Genomic DNA, 17,216 nt, shown 5'->3' on the forward strand with positions numbered 1-17,216 from the left:
AGGGACAGTTATGAATAAAATGAACAAAATTTTACTGGTTCTCGGTATTGCATCATCGGGTCTTACACATGCTGCTGGTATTGGAGTGGTTGATCTGGCTCGCGTAGTCGATAACAGCACCTATCTAAAACAGCAAAATGCAAATTTGAACCAGTCGGTAAAGCCAAGTACAACACGTTTAGAACAGTTGGGTAAAGAGCTTGATGCGCTTCGCCAAAAAGCTGAAACTGAAGGGCGGAGTATGAAAGAAGCTGATATTCAAAAGCTGAATCAACAGTATCAGGCCAAATTAAGTGAGTTCAATTCAACCCAGCAAAGCTTGCAGACCAAAGTTCAGGGTGGGTTGCAGAATATGAACAACACCTTTGAAGCACGTGTCAAACAAGCGGCTGAGCAACTCAGAAAAGAGAATAATCTGGATTATGTATTGAATAAAAATGCAGTGATCGCATCGGATACAAAAGATGATTTAACTGACAAGATGATTCAAAAAGTGAATGCAATTAAATAATCCATGAAAGTTCATCAATATTCTTTAGAAACATTGGCTCATCTTGTACAAGGTGAGCTTTTTGGTGATGCAGCACTGAAATTGTCGGGTTTGGCAAGCCTTGAGCATGCTGATAACCAACACATTGCCTTTGTGAATGGAGAAAAGTATCTTGATGCTGCAATTTCCACACAGGCCGGTGCACTCATTGTTCAGCAAGAGTTGAAAGAAAAGCTGACACAGCATCAAAATTTTATTGTTGTGGATAATCCCTATCTGGCATTTGCTAAATTGACGCATGTTTTTGAAAAAAAGCATACGCAAACTGGAATTGAAGCGACGGCCCAAATACATCCATCAGTCGTTGTTCCTGAAAATGTCTATATCGGCCATTATGTAGTCATTGGTGAAGACTGCAAGATTGGTGAAAATACCGTTATTCTTTCTCATACTGTGTTGGCAGATAATGTATCTGTTGGTCATAATTGCATGATCGATTCACATGTTTCTTTGCTTGAAGGCACCACAATTTTGGATCGTGTACGTATCCATGCCAATACCGTAATTGGTGGGGAAGGATTTGGTTTTGCGCCATATCAGGGTCGATGGCATCGTATTGTGCAATTAGGCAAAGTTCGAATCGGTAATGATGTGCGTATTGGTTCAAATTGCTGTATCGATCGTGGGGCACTTGATGACACCATTATTGAAGATGGCGTGATTATTGATAATCTTGTGCAAATCGCTCATAACGTCCATATCGGTGCGAATACTGCAATTGCAGCCAATTGCGGGATTGCAGGCAGTACCACAATTGGCAAAAACTGTATCCTTGCGGGTGCCTGTGGTGTGGTCGGTCACATCAACATTGCAGATAATGTGACGTTAACGGGAATGTCAATGGTCACAAAAAGTATTTCTGAAGCCGGAACTTATTCTTCAGGTACAGGTCTTTTGGACAATCATCATTGGAAACGTACCATTGTTCGCTTTAGACAATTAGCAGATGTGCCATTGACCCAAGTCATGAAACGACTCGATCATATACAAGCTCAAATTGAGTCTCTTGAATCAACTTTTAAATTGCGTAAATAGAATATGATGACTGAGTCAAACACTCCTGCGTTTACGATCCCTGAATTGCCAATGGACATTCAAAAAATTCGTGAATACTTACCGCACCGCTATCCATTTCTTTTGGTCGACCGTGTAACTGAAGTCGGTGAAAATAATATTGTAGGCTATAAAAACGTTTCGATTAACGAAGAGTTTTTTCAAGGCCATTTTCCAAACTATCCAATTATGCCTGGTGTTTTGATTGTCGAAGCACTGGCACAGGTAGCAGGTATTTTGGGTTTCATTATGAATAATGAAACACCAAAGCCGGGTTCTTTGTTTCTGTTTGCAGGTGCAGAGAAAGTACGTTTTAAAAAGCAAGTGGTTGCAGGTGACCAGCTGGTGTTAAAAGCTGAGCTTGTGATGCAAAAGCGTGGTATTTACAAGTACAATTGTATTGCGACAGTTGACGGTAAAGTCGCGACAACCGCTGAAATTATAGTTTCACATTTAAGAACAGAGCAGGCATGAGCAATAACGACCTAATTCATTCTACCGCTATTATTGATCCGTCTGCTGTAATTGCAGCAGATGCTCAAATTGGGCCGTATTGTGTAATTGGTCCCAACGTCACGATTGGGGCTGGAACAAAACTTCATTCGCATGTCGTTGTTGGTGGTTTCACCCGAATTGGTGAGCATAATGAAATTTTTCAGTTTGCAAGCGTCGGTGAAGTGTGTCAAGACCTTAAATATCAAGGTGAAGAGACCTGGTTAGAAATCGGCGATCATAACCTGATTCGTGAGCATTCTAGTCTGCATCGCGGTACAGTACAGGACAATAGCTTAACCAAAATTGGTAGCCACAACCTGTTGATGGTGAATACGCATATTGCCCATGATTGCCAAATTGGTGACCATAATATCTTCGCAAATAACGTGGGGGTTGCAGGTCATGTGCAAATTGGCAGCCATGTGGTTGTAGGTGGAAACTCAGGTATTCATCAGTTCTGTAAGATTGACTCGTATAGCATGGTAGGTGGTGCATCTTTAATTTTAAAGGATGTTCCAGCTTATGTTATGGTCTCTGGAAATCCAGCACATGCATTCGGTATGAATGTTGAAGGTATGCGTCGTAAAGGCTGGTCAAAGCATGTGATTCAATCTTTACGTGAAGCTTACAAGCTGATCTATAAGTCAGGATTGACTACGGAGCAAGCCATTGAAAAAATTCGTACCGATATCTTACCCGAAACGCCTGAAGTTGAACTTTTAATCGACTCAGTAACTTCTTCAAAGCGTGGTATTGTGCGTTAAGTCGTTAATAAAAAAAAGACACTACAAAGTGTCTTTTTTTTGGCCTATTTGAAGTATTTTACTTCTTCAGCTTGAGGATAGGTTTTTAATAGCTTGGTCTTTAGTTGGTTGGCTGCTGTCGTGTTGTGTTCAACATCTTTGGCGATACTATATAGCTGATAAAGTGAACGTGGCGCCTTGCTTGATGTTGGATAGCGTTTTACGACAATATCATAATTCTTTTTAGCTTCTGAATAGTTCACCGGATCTGTAGCCAAGTTAAATTCTGCTAACCAGAAGTAAGCGTTCCCTGTATAGATGCTATTGGGATGATTCTTGATAAAATTTTGCATGGGAGCAATCGCTTTTTTTGCACCGCCTTGTTTATAGGCATCTAAAGCAACTGTGTAAGCGGCCTTTTCAAGTTCTACTGGATCTTGTTGATTAGCAGTAGGGGTAGCGTTATTGCCAGCTGGAGCTGAATTTGAGGCAGCTGAAGGCGCAATGGTGGTATTTGTAGGGGATGCTGTGTTTGTTGGAGAATTGGCAGGAGGTGCTGTATTCGACTGCGTATCCGGATCAGCAGCACTGCTATCAGGATCAAGTTTCTGATTCAATAACTCCAGTCGTTGATCAAGATCGGTATAGCGATTTTGTAAGTCATTCTTCAGTTTTTCAATTTCGTTGTCTTGTTCTTCTAATTTACCGCGTAAGCTACGAATCTCGTTTTCGAGCTGCTGGTTTTTTTGCATGAGCTCCCAGTTAATATTGATGGGTGCAGCAGGAGATGTACCAGATAAAGAACTACCAGTGTTTTGACTCAGACCGCGCGATTCAATGGGAATATTTGCATATGTTTGTGCGCCAATAGAAAGAAGAACGGCTGTAAAAAGCAAATGCTTGTTGAGCATAAGAGAATTCCATTTAAAAACTTAGAAAAATGCGCTATGCATAAGACGAGCAGAGTCATCTTAAATACTGTTGTCATTTCATGTAGTCATTAAAGCATTGGTATATAGAAATGCAAGATGTACTTACAAACTTGTAGCATTTTAATAAGTGAAAGCATGAAACGATTCAATTGGTTTAAATTTTGCCTTTAAAATGAATGAGCTGATGATGAATTCACCACTTGAAACTGATTTTGACTTAAAACCTTAATTAGTACTTGCAAGGCTTATAAAAATCTCTATACTCTGTTCTTGCAATGGTAGCCCTGCTGGTGGCTTCGCAATTGTACTCTGTGAACCCCGCCAGGACCGGAAGGTAGCAACGGTAGCAGATCTATAATGTGCCGAGGTTTTGCTAGTAGGGTTACCACCATTCTAATCTTCTGCTGTGTAATTTATCGCTTTCAAAATAATATCCATATCAAAACCTCTATATTGTAAGAACCGAATTTGCTTTGCTTTTTGTTTAGGATCTTTCTCCACAGTATCACCAAACTTCTTTCTTTTTAATTGATATGCCTGTTCAAACCAGTCGATATCATTGAATTCATCATCAATTAATTCACGGTCAAGCGCTTTCTTCTTTAAAGCGTGTTTAATTTGATTAGGACCTTTACCTTTGCGCATTTGACTGGCCAGAACCATTTCTGCAACACGCTGATCACTTTGATAGTTTTGATCTGATAACTCCTCTACCAATTGTATGACTTCGGCTTGATCAAGCGCGTACAGATTGAGTTTCTCAATTAATTCAGCTTTGCTGTATTCTTTTCGCGTTAGAAGTGCAAATGCTAAAGAGCGAAGGCGAGTGCCTGTTAGGGTGGGATTATCGGGTTTCTTTTTTTGGAAATACATATTCAAACTCATGAAAAAACGCCCCAGAGGGCGTTTGATAGTGTCGTGGCTTAACTTTCAATAAAGTCGGGCTGTTCTTCTGGCTCATCATCATGCGCAGCGGCTGGATCTGTATTTTTGGTGAGCAATTGTTCGCGAATAGCGCGTTCAATTTCTGCCGAAATACTTGGATTTTCCTCAAAATAACGAATCACGTTATTTTTACCTTGTCCAATTTTGTTGCCTTGATATGAATACCAAGCACCTGCTTTTTGAACAATATTTTGTTGAACTGCGAGATCGACAAGTTCACCTAACTGGTTAACACCTTTGCCGTACAGGATCTGGAAAATAGCTTCGCGAAAAGGAGGGGCCATTTTGTTCTTAACCACTTTTACTTTGGTTTCAGAACCGACGATTTCGTCACCTTCTTTTACTTGGCCAATACGACGGATATCCAATCGAACAGATGCATAGAATTTAAGTGCATTACCGCCCGTTGTGGTTTCAGGGCTTCCAAACATTACACCAATCTTCATACGAATTTGGTTAATGAAGATCACCATGCAATTAGAGCGTTTGGCATTACCCGTAATTTTACGTAGCGCTTGACTCATCAAGCGGGCTTGCAAGCCCATATGTGAGTCGCCCATTTCACCTTCAATTTCAGCTTTTGGGGTCAATGCGGCAACCGAGTCGACCACGATTAGATCAATCGCACCCGAGCGAACCAGCATATCCGCGATTTCTAGGGCTTGTTCACCATTGTCTGGCTGAGAAACCAAAAGATTTTCAATATCAACACCGAGCTTGCGTGCGTATTGAGGATCTAGTGCATGTTCTGCATCGATAAATGCACATGTACCGCCAGATTTTTGACATTGAGCAATTGCCTGTAATGTCATGGTGGTTTTACCTGAGGATTCAGGACCGTAAATTTCAACAATACGACCCTTCGGTAAACCTCCAATGCCAAGCGCAATATCAAGCGTGAGCGAACCTGTAGAAACAGCTTCAACGGCTTGCACGGTATTGTCGCCTAAGCGCATAACTGTGTTTTTACCAAACTGTTTTTCAATCTGGCTTAAGGCAGCTTGTAATGCCTTACTTTTATTATCATCCATCTCACAACCTCAAAACTGTGTAATATCACTTTCATTCAAAGTGGATGTATTGAATTTCAACCTCGTTCCACTGATGTATAGTGACAGATTTGCTCTTTCTCTTCTATGTCGATAATGTGCTAGTACGACACATTATGACGCTCAAAACGCAAATGAGTTTACTCATCATTGTATGACCACGATTGATCGAACTGCTGATCATTATCTTGCTTGAACCGATTGATTTGTCTTCTATCTTTTTTGGATGGACGATGATCTGGTCGAGCTAAATTATGCAATTTTCTTTGCGAAGCAATCAACTCTCTTCGTGCAATACTGACAGGCGTTTCTTCGTATAACTGTTGTGCAACTGGAGCAGGGCCACGCATGCTCGATAGTGCTTTAACCACAACAGTTTTACGCTCGATTCCCTGCTGAATGGTAAGCTCCATTCCGATACGCACATCTTTGGAAACTTTTACGCGTTCATTGTTGTGGTGAACTTTGCCACCTTCAATTGCAGCTTTTGCTATTGAACGTGTTTTAAAGAAACGAGCTGCCCATAACCATTTATCGACTCGCATTGAATCGATACTTTTTTCTTCATGTTGCTGTTTTGACATCAAAATCCTTACAAAAGCCACAAAGCAGTTTGATTTTGCCTTTTTACTTCTAGGCACGCTACAGATTCTAAATATAAGGGCTTTCTGAACAGTTTCAATAGTTCCTTTAATTTTTTACACATTCAGTTTTATATTGTTCAAGCGAGACAAAATGATATAAAAAGCGGACAAAATAAAGTATTTTTTGTTGTAATGAAAGATTAAAAAAGCCACATCAGTGGCTTATTTGGGGCTAATCACATAAAAATAGAGGACTAGAAATAGTAAAACGATTGAGGTCATGAATAGATAAGTATTGGCCGTATTGAAACTCTTTAAAAATTTAATTAAGTTCATGTTAGTTTGATCCAGATTATATTAATTAGTGCTGTAGCGATTCATATTTTAATTTAATTTGAATTTTTTGTCTCATATTATTGCTTATTTGTTATGCATTTGTGTAATTGGTTGATTTTTTAATTAAAACTTAATTTTTAATGTAAATTTTTTAAATATTTTATTAAAAAAACAAATCTTCTTTCAGATTATTTTAAATAAAATAATTTAAATTCTAAATAGATAGAGAAGATCTAGTTATGTTTGTTATATCTGATCCGGTGTCTCATGATCCATTGTTGTTGAAAATTCTTGATATTTTAGCTCATGCCTCGAAAATACTGGTTCAAGAGTTTGATACTTATGCGTCGGGGAAAGTGTTTAAGATTGATCGGAAGGAGGATACTTCTCCAGTCACTCAAGCGGATCTTCGCGTCAATCAGTATATAACTGAGGAGTTGGCAAAACTTGAGCTGTTCTATCCTGTACTTTCTGAAGAAAGTGAAAGTGTGCAGCGATCCGAATGGAAAAGTTTCTGGATGCTTGATCCACTCGATGGGACAAAAGAGTTTTTACATAAACGGCCAGAATTTACGATCAATTTAAGTTTGGTGTGTGGTGATAAAACAAACTTTTCAGCTTTGGTTGTGCCTTGTAAAGGTGTTGCTTATTTAGGATATCTCGATCAACATCCATATAAATACGAGTTTCAGTCCAAACGCTGGTGGCGTTATCAAGCAGATAGCGATCAGCATTCAAATGTAATTCGAGTTGGCTTAAGTCATAACAATAAAAATGATCAGTATCAGCAACTCATGACGTATCTGGAGCAACACTATACTGTTGAGCGTTTGGAAGCGGGCAGTGCTTACAAATTTTGCTTAATGCTTGAAGGTGAGATTGATCTTTATCCACGTTTTCATCCCACTTCTGAGTGGGATACCAGCGCAGGTCAGGGGCTTTTAGAAAGTATAGGCGGAGGGTTGGTCTCTTTGAAAGGATTGCCTTTTAAGTATAACGTTCGCGATACCTTATTGAATAAAGGCTTCTTAGCATTTGCCAGCCCTAAGTATGAAAAGCTTGCCAAAGACCTGTTGAGTCATATGGACAATTATAATTGAGTGTTTTTTGTTGCGTGGTATAGTGATAACGTAATAAAGAATTAATGATTTTGATCATGACACTTAAATTGCTTCCTCCCAGCATGTTCCGAGCTTTAGATCTACTTCCAGATCCAAACATACCTGTGACTTTGTTTACCCGCCATTCGCTGAGAGAGTTGGTGAATGGGCAAGGGTTGGCTGGGTATGATCTACAGTTAACTGATCAAGGACGTGAGTTAGCCAAAGCGTGGGGGGCTTACTTGATTGAAAACACTGGTCGAACCATTCAGCATTGTATTTCAAGTCCCATTCAGCGCTGTGTTGATACTGCTGCATTGATCATTGAGGGTGCCGATGCGGTGGCACGTTGCCCAAATACCCATACGATTGAAATTGTCGAGCAAGGTTTGCTGGTGGAGCCAGGAAGTTTTGTGCTTGATATCAAACAAGCTGCACCTTTCTTTAGACAGCAGGGTGCGCTTGGTTTTATAAATAGTTTTGTAAATAACGCGCTACCCGGTATGAAACATCCGATTACGGGTGTATTCGATGTGCTTGAGTTGATTTATAACACGCACCCTTCTGCACCTTATGGTTTAAGTCTTGCGGTCAGTCACGATACAATTATTGCAGCGATTGTCGCAGTCATGGCTGGGCGCCAACAAATTGATCAAGAAGATTGGCCTGCCATGATGGAAGGTTTATTTGTATGGTTTGAAGGAGATGATTTTGCTGGGAGCGAGCTAAACTGGTTGTGGCGTGGTGAACGACATCATTTGAGGGTTTCTGATTTCTTAAATCGACATGAGTAATGACAAAATCAGATAAGCTAAATAGCAGATATAAAAAAAGCCCCATCGGGCTTTTTTTATGAATTACTTAGTTAGAAGCAAGTGCTTTAACTTGAGCATTCAAGCGGCTCTTGTGACGAGCTGCTTTGTTTTTGTGGATGATGCCTTTGTCAGCCATACGGTCGATTACAGGAACAGCTTTTTTATAAGCTTCTGTAGCAACAGTATAATCACCAGCTGCAATTGCATTTACAGTACGTTTGATGTATGTACGAACCATAGAACGCAAGCTTGCGTTGTGTTTGCGCGCTTTAACGTTTTGACGCGCACGTTTTTTTGCCTGAGCAGAGTTTGCCACTCTTGCACTCCTTGAAATTTGATTGGTCTGGGCGGGCTGAAGCTTTACTTAAAAAATAAAACAATCACCAGCCCGTAAACAAGTGCCATATTTTGATGAATCCCTGTCGGTAAGTCAAGCCTTGAGACGTTTTTGCTACGTTTTTGATGCTGATTAATGCCAAAGAAAACGTTAAATTAGCTATAAAAATAATTCGGTAGTAAAAAACATGTCTAATTTAAAAAATAAAGCACTGGTTTTGGGTTCGACAGGTTTGGTTGGAAGCGCATTACTTGAACAGCTACAAACTTCAGCATTCTTCGATGCGATCACCGTTATTGTACGGCACAAAAATGACGCATTGAATGATATTCCTCGTGTTGAACAATATGTGCTCGATGATTTTTTATTATTAAATGATGAAGATTTGTCTGGATATACCCATGTTTTTAGCTGCTTAGGCACAACTTTAAAAAAAGCAGGGTCTAAACAAAAATTCTATGCGGTGGATTACGAGATCAATGCACATGTAGCAGATTTGCTACAGAATCAGCAAACACACTTTCTATTTATCAGTGCATTAGGTGCAAACGTATCTTCTATGTTTTTTTATAACCGCGTGAAGGGGGAGCTCGAAGAATATATTAAATCGCTTGGGCTATATCGGGTCTCGATTTTCCAGCCGTCACTTTTAATAGGCATGAGAGACGAGCAGCGTTTACTTGAAGGAGTTGGACAGCGCGCATTTACTGTTTTTGAGCATCTTGTGAAAAAGCCATTTTTATATAAGCCGGTTCATGCAGATCAAGTGGCTAAAGCAATGCTAACTGCGTCAAAGCAGCAAATACAACCTTTACAGATATATGATAATTTGCAGATTCAAACAATGACATAAATGGAGAATAAAATGACAACAGTGGTACCGTTTGTGACCTGTGATTTACTTGATGATCATCCAGACAAAAATATTCAAGTACTGGTGCCATCGCTAGACGGTAAGAGTTTTAAAAGTTATGGCGCACGCCAAACCTTTGGGGGAGAAATTGTTACAGTGAAATGCTTCGAGGATAACTCTCGAGTAAAAGAGCTGTTAGCAACGCCTGGGCATGGAAAGGTGCTAGTGGTAGATGGCGGTGCATCGATGCGCTGTGCATTAATGGGTGATATGATTGCCGCATCTGCTGTAGAACATGGCTGGCATGGAGTCGTGATCTACGGGTGTGTCCGTGATGTTGACGTACTACGAACACTTGATCTGGGTGTGCATGCATTGGCTGCAATTCCTCAAAAAAGTCATCGCAAAGGGATAGGCGAAACACATATTCCTGTTTATTTTGGAAATGTGAGATTTCAGTCTGGCCATTATCTATACGCCGACAACAATGGAATAATTGTGACAGAAGAACCACTTCATCAATTTTAATAAAGGTTGTTTTATGCTGATTCATCAAGTTAAAGTTTTACAATCCGTTGCTGCCAGTATTATTGAAGGCGGGCGCGGAGTGACTGGAACTGCATTTCCAAAGCAGCCAGAAAAACCGATTAAACTCTATGAGTTTGAAGGATCGCCCTTTTCTCGACGTGTTCGAGAAGTTCTTACCTTATTAAATCTGGATGTTGAAGTCTATCCATGTCCTAAAGGTGGGCAAAAGTATAGGAAACTTGTAAAAGAAAAAGGCGGTAAGACTCAATTTCCTTTCTTAATTGATGAAAATACGGGTGATCAGCTGTATGAGTCAGAGGTGATTATTCAGCATCTATTTAAGCATTATGGACAAACAGGCAAAACACCTGAGAAATATACTCATTATCCGAAATTGCCTGTTGCAGGGATACTGGCAACACTTGTCAATACAGCACGTGGTGTATGGGTCAATAAGAAAATTATTGATCGGGCAGCGCCAGAGCAGTTACTTGAGTTGTGGAGTTTTGAGGCGAGTCCTTACTCTCGTTTGGTTCGAGAGACGCTAACAGAATTGGAGTTACCTTATCGTTTGCATAATGTCTCTAAAGAGCGTTGGCAAGATATGGGGCCGGCTGTTTTACGATTGAAACCCGGTAAATATTGCCCACTGAAAGGTGGGAAGCGTGAAAAGCAATTGCCACTCATGCAGGGGAAAATGCAAGTGCCGTATTTGTATGATCCAAATACGCAAACCAAATTATTTGAGTCGGCGCTTATTGTTCAATACTTGAAAAAACAGTATGGACATTCTTAAACACCCAATCTAATCAATTTGGACATAATGCATGAGATTGCCAGAATGCGTGTTACGTGTTCTGGCATGACGAAATCGGGTAAAATTGAACATCCTGATTGAAGCTGAGACAAGACATGTTTAAAAAAATCACGGACTGGATGGGTGGCTCCAAAAACAATCTAGAAGCCCAGTATATGAAAGATCATGACATCTCATATCATCCTGAACAGGGTTACTGTGTAAACGGCATAGTGGTAAACACGCTTTCAGAACGACTCGAATATTTTTCGAATCGCCGTCTGAATCGTTTCGATGATTTGGCAGCGCTTTACCTTGCAAGTATTGTGATTAATGAAAAAATCGATCTTGAAATTGCTACTGGAAACTATGTGCAGCGGCTACAAAATAACGAGAATAACTTACGAGAATTCAAGGCAATTATTGAAAAATTGAATCATTATTATCGAGAGTTTAAACGAGATAAGTAAGGCATAGATCAATTCGGACATGCTAAGATACAGCGCATGTCTACTAGATATGCGACCTCAATGTTCCAACACGAAATTTCACAACTCAAATTACAGCAATTAAAAACAGGCGAGAAACGCTGGATCGGTTCACTCTTGGGTTCATCTGGATCACTTCTATTCAAAGAAATGTCTGCCCAAATCTCCTCACTGATTGTGGTGGTTGCAAAGAATAGCCAGCATCTTGCACAACTTGAAAGTGAATTGGAATTTTATGGCATAAAACCGGTTATTTTTCCAGATTGGGAAATTCTTCCATACGATCGTCTTTCACCGCATCAGGATATTGTGTCTGAACGTCTAGCAATATTGGCCAATATGCCGCAGCAGGGCGTATTATTGATTTCAGCTTCAACGCTCGCACAAAAAATTGCACCAATTTCTTGGATTGTGGGGGAGCATTTTGACATTCAGGTTGGGCAGAAATTTGACTTAGAAAAAGAAAAATTAAGATTGATTCAGGCAGGATATCATTTAGTCGATACTGTATATGACCATGGTGAATTTGCAGTTCGGGGTAGTATTATGGACATTTACGCCTCTGGACAATCACAGCCCATTCGTATCGATTTGTTTGATAATGAAATTGATACATTAAAGTTTTTCGATCCTGAAACCCAGCGTACGACAGAAAGTTTAAAGCAATTTCGTGTTTTACCTGCTAAAGAGTTTCCGTTAAAAGAAGGTCGATCTGTTTTTCGTGAGCGTTATGCAGAAGCATTTCCAACTGCAAATCCGAAGAAAAATCCGATTTATCAAGATGTTTTAGACGGTATTGCATCGCCTGGTGTTGAGTTTTATCTACCCCTATTTTTTAGTAAAGAAAGTGTACAACAGGGTAGTTACTTTACTTCGTACTTACCTAAAAATTGCATTGTCATTACAAATGATACATTGGATGAGATTTTAATCTCATTTTGGAAAGATGTGTCACAGCGTTATGAAAGCCGCCGACACAATATCGATCACCCAATTTTGACGCCAGAAGAATTATTTTTAACGCCTAATATAGTGTTAGAGCAACTCAATCAACTACCTCGTATTGAAGTGTCAGCTGCACCAGCTTCATCACGTGCAGGTGCAATTAACTTACCAACAGCAGAACCTGTACGATTACCTGTCGATCCAAAAAAACAGCAACCTTTTGAAGTCGTAAAAAACTATATCGATTCGGCTGGTCATCCGGTTTTACTTGTTGCAGAAAGTGCCGGTCGCCGTGAAACCCTAAAGGATGCGCTACGTCCAAGTTTGGGTGATATCCCAACAATCGACAGCTTTCAAGATTTTCTAAAGCAGCAGCATCCTATTTCAATTACCAGTGCGCCTCTTGATCGTGGTTTGGTGATTGTTGATCAACTGTCGGTTATTTCTGAAAATCAACTTTATGAGCATCGAGTCGTTCAGCGTCGTCGAAAACGCCAGCAAGATGTCTCTGAAGAGTTTCTGATCCGCAGTTTAACAGAACTTAATATAGGTGCCCCGGTTGTACATATCGATCATGGTGTAGGGCGTTATGCCGGTTTGGTCACGCTGGAGATTGATGGACAGGACTATGAGTTTTTGCAGCTCGATTATGCCGATGCTGCAAAAGTATATGTGCCTGTCACCAATTTACATTTGATTAGCCGCTACAGTGGAGGGGATCCAGATTTAGCGCCATTACACAAAATTGGCACTGATGCATGGAATAAGGCCAAACGTAAAGCACTGGAGCAAATTCATGATGTGGCTGCGGAGTTGCTTCACATACAAGCACGACGTCAGTCTAAGCCGGGATTTGCGTTTGAGCTGGATCATAGTCTGTATATGCAATTCTCAAGTGGCTTTGCTTATGAAGAAACACTCGATCAAGCTAATGCTATTGAGGCGACCTTGCATGACATGCAACTGGCTAAGCCAATGGATCGTTTAGTATGTGGTGATGTTGGGTTTGGAAAAACTGAAGTGGCCATGCGTGCGGCATTTGTCGCGGTGCAAAACAATAAGCAAGTGGCTGTATTGGTTCCCACGACACTATTAGCCCAGCAGCATTATGAATCTTTCAAAGATCGCTTTGCCGACTGGCCGGTACGTATTGAAGTATTATCGCGATTTGGTTCGAATAAAACCCATCAAAAAAATATTGAAGATTTAGAGGCGGGTAAAGTCGATATTGTGATTGGTACACATAAGTTACTTCAGGAAACCGTCAAATTTCATGACCTTGGACTGATGATTGTCGATGAAGAGCATCGCTTTGGTGTTCGTGATAAAGAGCGAATCAAAGCCATGCGTGCTGATGTCGATATGTTGACCCTTACAGCAACACCAATTCCGCGAACTTTAAATATGGCATTTTCGGGCATGCGCGATTTATCCATTATCGCAACACCACCAGCCAGACGTCTAGCAGTCAAAACGTTTGTTCAAGAACATACCGATGACTCCATTAAGGAAGCCATTTTACGTGAGTTGCTTCGAGGTGGTCAGGTTTATTTCCTGCACAATGAAGTGGATACGATTGAGCGTGCAGCAGAAAATATTCGTAATTTGGTGCCAGAAGCGCGTGTCGCCGTGGCACATGGTCAAATGCGCGAGCGCGAACTTGAGCAAGTGATGCAGCAGTTTTATCACAAAGAATATAATGTTTTGGTTTGCTCAACCATTATTGAAACGGGTATTGATGTACCCAATGCCAACACCATTATTATGGAGCGAGCCGATAAGCTAGGTTTGGCGCAACTCCATCAGCTTCGTGGCCGTGTTGGACGATCGCATCATCAAGCTTATGCCTATCTATTGGTGCCTTCAATCAAACATCTTAAAGGGGATGCAGAAAAACGTCTGGATGCGATTCAACGCGCATCAACGTTAGGGGCCGGTTTTATGCTGGCTACAGAGGATTTAGAAATTCGTGGTGCAGGCGAACTATTGGGCGAGCAGCAAAGTGGATCTATGCAGGCGATTGGTTATAGCCTGTATATGGAAATGCTTGAAAAAGCAACCAAAGCGATTCAAAAGGGTAAAACGCCTAACTTTGATGCGCCGCTCACGCTCACAGCCGAAATTAATTTACATATGCCGGCTTTGATCCCGGATGAATATTTGGGCGATGTACATCAGCGCTTACTGTTTTATAAGCGTATCAGTAATACCGACACTCAAGAGAAACTAGACAATATTCGAATGGAATTGATTGACCGGTTCGGTACACTACCACCTGCTGTGAAGCAATTGTTTAGTATTCATCACATTCGACTGCAAGCTGAGCAGTTGGGAATCACCAAGATTGATCTCAACACGCAAGGTGGCTACATCGAGTTTGCTCAAGATACACCAGTTCAGGCAATCAGTATTATTCAGCTTATGCAAAAGCAACCGACCTACTACCGTATGGAAGGTGGGCAGCGCCTTAAAGTCATGGTTCAGCTTGAAGCATATGATAAACGTATCCAATTTGCGCAGGATTTATTATCTAAACTTATTAATGAGTTGAATGTATAAAAGCAAATTAGCGTGCTGTATTTAACTCGATTTTTTTGAACAAAATCATTGATATTTGTAAGTAAACACTTGGCTAATAATATTCACATCACAACTGATGTGATAGTATTAGCCATCACTGTTATTGTGTCATTTATAAAGATATGTTTAGTTTGCATCCACAACTTGCTCAAGATACTTTTTTTGTTGGCGACTTTCCGCTTTCAACATGTCGTTTAATGAATGATATGCAATTTCCATGGCTTATTTTAATCCCACGTGTTCCTGGGGTTTCAGAGCTTTATGAACTGAGCCAAGCTGATCAAGAACAATTTTTGAGAGAATCAAGCTGGTTGTCGAGCCAACTGGCGCGCGTGTTTCGTGCAGACAAAATGAATGTGGCTGCACTCGGTAATATGGTGCCTCAATTACACTTTCATCATGTTGTGCGTTACCAAAACGATTCTGTTTGGCCGAAACCGGTATGGGGAACACCTGCGGTCCCGTATTCTAATGATGTTTTAGCGCATATGCGTCAAACCTTAATGCTGGCATTGCGTGGTCAAGGTGATATGCCATTTGACTGGCGTATGGACTAAGTCCAATGTGCTGCATCTGGAATGATGCAGCCTAAGCTGCGAAGTGGAGGATAGGATGCTCACGAGATTGCTTGAGAGAGAGCCTCAACAATTTATGTATTTTCATCGGATGATGGGATACTTCATTCTCTCACTCAATTTGGTGATATATGCCTTCACTTCACCTTATTCAACTGTTCAAATCTTTGTTCCTGCGCTTTTCCTAGCCATCTTAATTGTTATTCCAAAACTTAATCGCTACTTAGAAGATAAGTTTGAAAGAAAAGTTGTTCTCAGCGTTTTTTTTATTATAGATACCATTGTGGTATCAATGTTTCTGGCGGGTGTTCATTTAAATCTTGTTTTAACTTTTGTTAGCCTGTTTGCACTTTTATATAGTGCGATCAACAGCCGAATTCCATTTGCTGTGATGGCTCTGGCTGTATTATCTGGTATTGCCTTTTTTTACTTCAACACACTGTTTATTTTCGGTTTTCATGGTTATCTCGGAGCGACTAGCCAAGAATTAATCGTGATCAGTTTGATTTGCCTGATTATTTTTATCAGTATGGGCAATTACTATCAAAATTTATATATTGAAAAACTCAACTTAGAGCGTCAAGACTATTACAACCAAATGACGCGCTATATGACATTTGCTAATCAGTTAAGCCGTTATGCACCTTTGCAGTTATGGCAGTCGATTATGCGCGGAGAGTCAGAAGCTAAAATTGAATACAAACGTAAAAAATTGACCGTATTTTTTTCTGATATTCAGGGATTTACCGAGCTTTCAGAAACATTGATTCCAGACGATTTGGCTTTTTTGCTCAATGATTATTTGAGTCATATGACTGAAATTGCCAATCAGTACGAAGCAACAATTGACAAGTTTATGGGCGACGCCATTTTAATTTTCTTTGGTGATCCAAATTCTCAGGGTGTTCAGCAAGATGCCAGATCCTGTGTTGAGATGGCCATTGCGATGCGTCAGCAAATGAAACTGTTACGAGAGCGCTGGAAAAAAATGGGATATCCCGCTTTAAATATTCGGATGGGAATTAGTACGGGTTATTGCCACGTGGGAAACTATGGTGCGACATATCGTATGGCCTATACCATAGTAGGTCGTGATGTTAACTTGGCAGCACGTTTGCAATATGCAGCAGAAGTTGATGAAATTTTAATTTCGGATGAAACTTACCAGCTCATTAAAGATGATTTTTTATGTGCGCCGAAAGCGCCAATTTATTTAAAAGGTATTCAAAACGCGGTTAAAACTTGGCAAATTCTTGAAAAATATACGGGAAGCCATGAGGAGTTTCAGCGCTGGTTTGATTATGAGTATAAAGGCTTTCATCTACTGTTAAATTTAGAAGAAGTACAGCGTTATGAATACGCACAGCTGATTGAAGTGATGGAAAAAATGATCCAGCGTATTCAAGATCAGCAGGCAGTCACCAATAGTGAAGGCGTGGTGAAGTTGTCACTTGAAGATGAAGTAAAATCCGAATAATCCGCTAAAGCATATAAAAAAGCCATCGTTGAACG

Annotated in this window: 18 protein-coding genes and 1 other RNA gene; 14 read left to right on the forward strand and 5 right to left on the reverse strand. The window is 40.4% G+C overall.

From position 1 onward, the window contains the following. Positions 1-10 precede the first annotated feature (10 nt). From QLG00_RS08620 to lpxA, 4 genes are read left to right on the forward strand one after another with little or no spacing between them, the layout of a single operon-like run. Entirely contained in the window at positions 11-511 is a 501-nt protein-coding gene (locus QLG00_RS08620) for an OmpH family outer membrane protein (protein ID WP_004936804.1), read from the forward strand. A 3-nt stretch (positions 512-514) separates the two neighbouring features. Beyond that, complete coding sequence (gene lpxD, locus QLG00_RS08625; RefSeq protein ID WP_004936807.1) at positions 515-1,585, forward strand: UDP-3-O-(3-hydroxymyristoyl)glucosamine N-acyltransferase; 1,071 nt, start codon at positions 515-517, stop codon at positions 1,583-1,585. Positions 1,586-1,591: 6 nt separating this feature from the next. Beyond that, entirely contained in the window at positions 1,592-2,077 is a 486-nt protein-coding gene (fabZ, locus tag QLG00_RS08630; protein WP_025094871.1) for a 3-hydroxyacyl-ACP dehydratase FabZ, read from the forward strand. Next, positions 2,074-2,862 (forward strand): acyl-ACP--UDP-N-acetylglucosamine O-acyltransferase, encoded by a 789-nt coding sequence (lpxA, locus tag QLG00_RS08635; protein ID WP_004936813.1) that lies wholly within the window; start codon positions 2,074-2,076, stop codon positions 2,860-2,862. Before fabZ ends, lpxA begins: the two co-directional genes overlap by 4 nt. Before the next feature lie 44 nt (positions 2,863-2,906). Here the strand turns inward: lpxA and QLG00_RS08640 are convergent, their stop codons facing one another. Further along, positions 2,907-3,752 carry a YbgF trimerization domain-containing protein gene (locus tag QLG00_RS08640; RefSeq protein ID WP_282470807.1) on the reverse strand — a complete coding sequence of 282 codons (846 nt, stop codon included), beginning with the start codon at positions 3,750-3,752 and terminating at the stop codon, positions 2,907-2,909. Positions 3,753-4,058: 306 nt separating this feature from the next. Here QLG00_RS08640 and ffs point away from each other — a divergent pair. Next, positions 4,059-4,155, forward strand: an RNA gene (gene ffs, locus QLG00_RS08645) — signal recognition particle sRNA small type. A gap of 11 nt (positions 4,156-4,166) precedes the next feature. Here the strand turns inward: ffs and QLG00_RS08650 are convergent. From QLG00_RS08650 to QLG00_RS08660, 3 genes are all read right to left on the reverse strand, one after another. Next, positions 4,167-4,646, reverse strand: coding sequence for a regulatory protein RecX (locus tag QLG00_RS08650; protein WP_048763734.1), 480 nt, complete (start codon positions 4,644-4,646; stop codon positions 4,167-4,169). Between the two features lie 50 nt (positions 4,647-4,696). Then, entirely contained in the window at positions 4,697-5,749 is a 1,053-nt protein-coding gene (gene recA, locus QLG00_RS08655; RefSeq protein ID WP_025094874.1) for a recombinase RecA, read from the reverse strand. 158 nt (positions 5,750-5,907) lie between these two features. Next, the gene (locus QLG00_RS08660) at positions 5,908-6,351 is read right to left on the reverse strand and encodes a S4 domain-containing protein (protein WP_004936824.1); all 444 of its coding nucleotides are present in this window, start codon (positions 6,349-6,351) and stop codon (positions 5,908-5,910) included. Positions 6,352-6,926: 575 nt separating this feature from the next. Here QLG00_RS08660 and QLG00_RS08665 point away from each other — a divergent pair. Together QLG00_RS08665 and QLG00_RS08670 are read left to right on the forward strand one after the other, a co-directional pair. Beyond that, the gene (locus QLG00_RS08665) at positions 6,927-7,787 is read left to right on the forward strand and encodes a 3'(2'),5'-bisphosphate nucleotidase CysQ (protein ID WP_282470808.1); all 861 of its coding nucleotides are present in this window, start codon (positions 6,927-6,929) and stop codon (positions 7,785-7,787) included. A gap of 56 nt (positions 7,788-7,843) precedes the next feature. Next, positions 7,844-8,581 (forward strand): phosphoglycerate mutase family protein, encoded by a 738-nt coding sequence (locus QLG00_RS08670; RefSeq protein WP_004936829.1) that lies wholly within the window; start codon positions 7,844-7,846, stop codon positions 8,579-8,581. 67 nt (positions 8,582-8,648) lie between these two features. Here QLG00_RS08670 and rpsT read toward each other — a convergent pair whose 3' ends face one another. Then, a complete protein-coding gene (gene rpsT, locus QLG00_RS08675) occupies positions 8,649-8,918 on the reverse strand; it encodes a 30S ribosomal protein S20 (RefSeq protein ID WP_004925626.1) in 270 nt (89 codons plus the stop codon). 208 nt (positions 8,919-9,126) lie between these two features. Here rpsT and QLG00_RS08680 point away from each other — a divergent pair, with 208 nt between their 5' ends. From QLG00_RS08680 to QLG00_RS08710, 7 genes are all read left to right on the forward strand, one after another. Further along, positions 9,127-9,792 (forward strand): NAD-dependent epimerase/dehydratase family protein, encoded by a 666-nt coding sequence (locus QLG00_RS08680; RefSeq protein ID WP_048763739.1) that lies wholly within the window; start codon positions 9,127-9,129, stop codon positions 9,790-9,792. A gap of 12 nt (positions 9,793-9,804) precedes the next feature. Continuing rightward, the gene (rraA, locus tag QLG00_RS08685; RefSeq protein WP_076032688.1) at positions 9,805-10,320 is read left to right on the forward strand and encodes a ribonuclease E activity regulator RraA; all 516 of its coding nucleotides are present in this window, start codon (positions 9,805-9,807) and stop codon (positions 10,318-10,320) included. A gap of 13 nt (positions 10,321-10,333) precedes the next feature. Continuing rightward, positions 10,334-11,116 carry a glutathione S-transferase N-terminal domain-containing protein gene (locus QLG00_RS08690; RefSeq protein ID WP_216198456.1) on the forward strand — a complete coding sequence of 261 codons (783 nt, stop codon included), beginning with the start codon at positions 10,334-10,336 and terminating at the stop codon, positions 11,114-11,116. A 116-nt stretch (positions 11,117-11,232) separates the two neighbouring features. Continuing rightward, a complete protein-coding gene (locus QLG00_RS08695; RefSeq protein WP_025094880.1) occupies positions 11,233-11,586 on the forward strand; it encodes a hypothetical protein in 354 nt (117 codons plus the stop codon). Between the two features lie 60 nt (positions 11,587-11,646). Further along, positions 11,647-15,108, forward strand: a complete 3,462-nt coding sequence (gene mfd / locus QLG00_RS08700; RefSeq protein WP_282470825.1) for a transcription-repair coupling factor — start codon at positions 11,647-11,649, stop codon at positions 15,106-15,108. Positions 15,109-15,251: 143 nt separating this feature from the next. Then, on the forward strand, positions 15,252-15,686 hold the full coding sequence (locus tag QLG00_RS08705; protein WP_004936845.1) for an HIT family protein: 435 nt from the start codon (positions 15,252-15,254) through the stop codon (positions 15,684-15,686). 55 nt (positions 15,687-15,741) lie between these two features. After that, positions 15,742-17,181 carry an adenylate/guanylate cyclase domain-containing protein gene (locus QLG00_RS08710; RefSeq protein ID WP_111812345.1) on the forward strand — a complete coding sequence of 480 codons (1,440 nt, stop codon included), beginning with the start codon at positions 15,742-15,744 and terminating at the stop codon, positions 17,179-17,181. Positions 17,182-17,216 lie beyond the last annotated feature (35 nt).

The sequence above is a fragment of the Acinetobacter sp. V89_7 genome (assembly GCF_029967895.1).
Classification (GTDB): Bacteria; Pseudomonadota; Gammaproteobacteria; order Pseudomonadales; family Moraxellaceae; genus Acinetobacter; species Acinetobacter soli.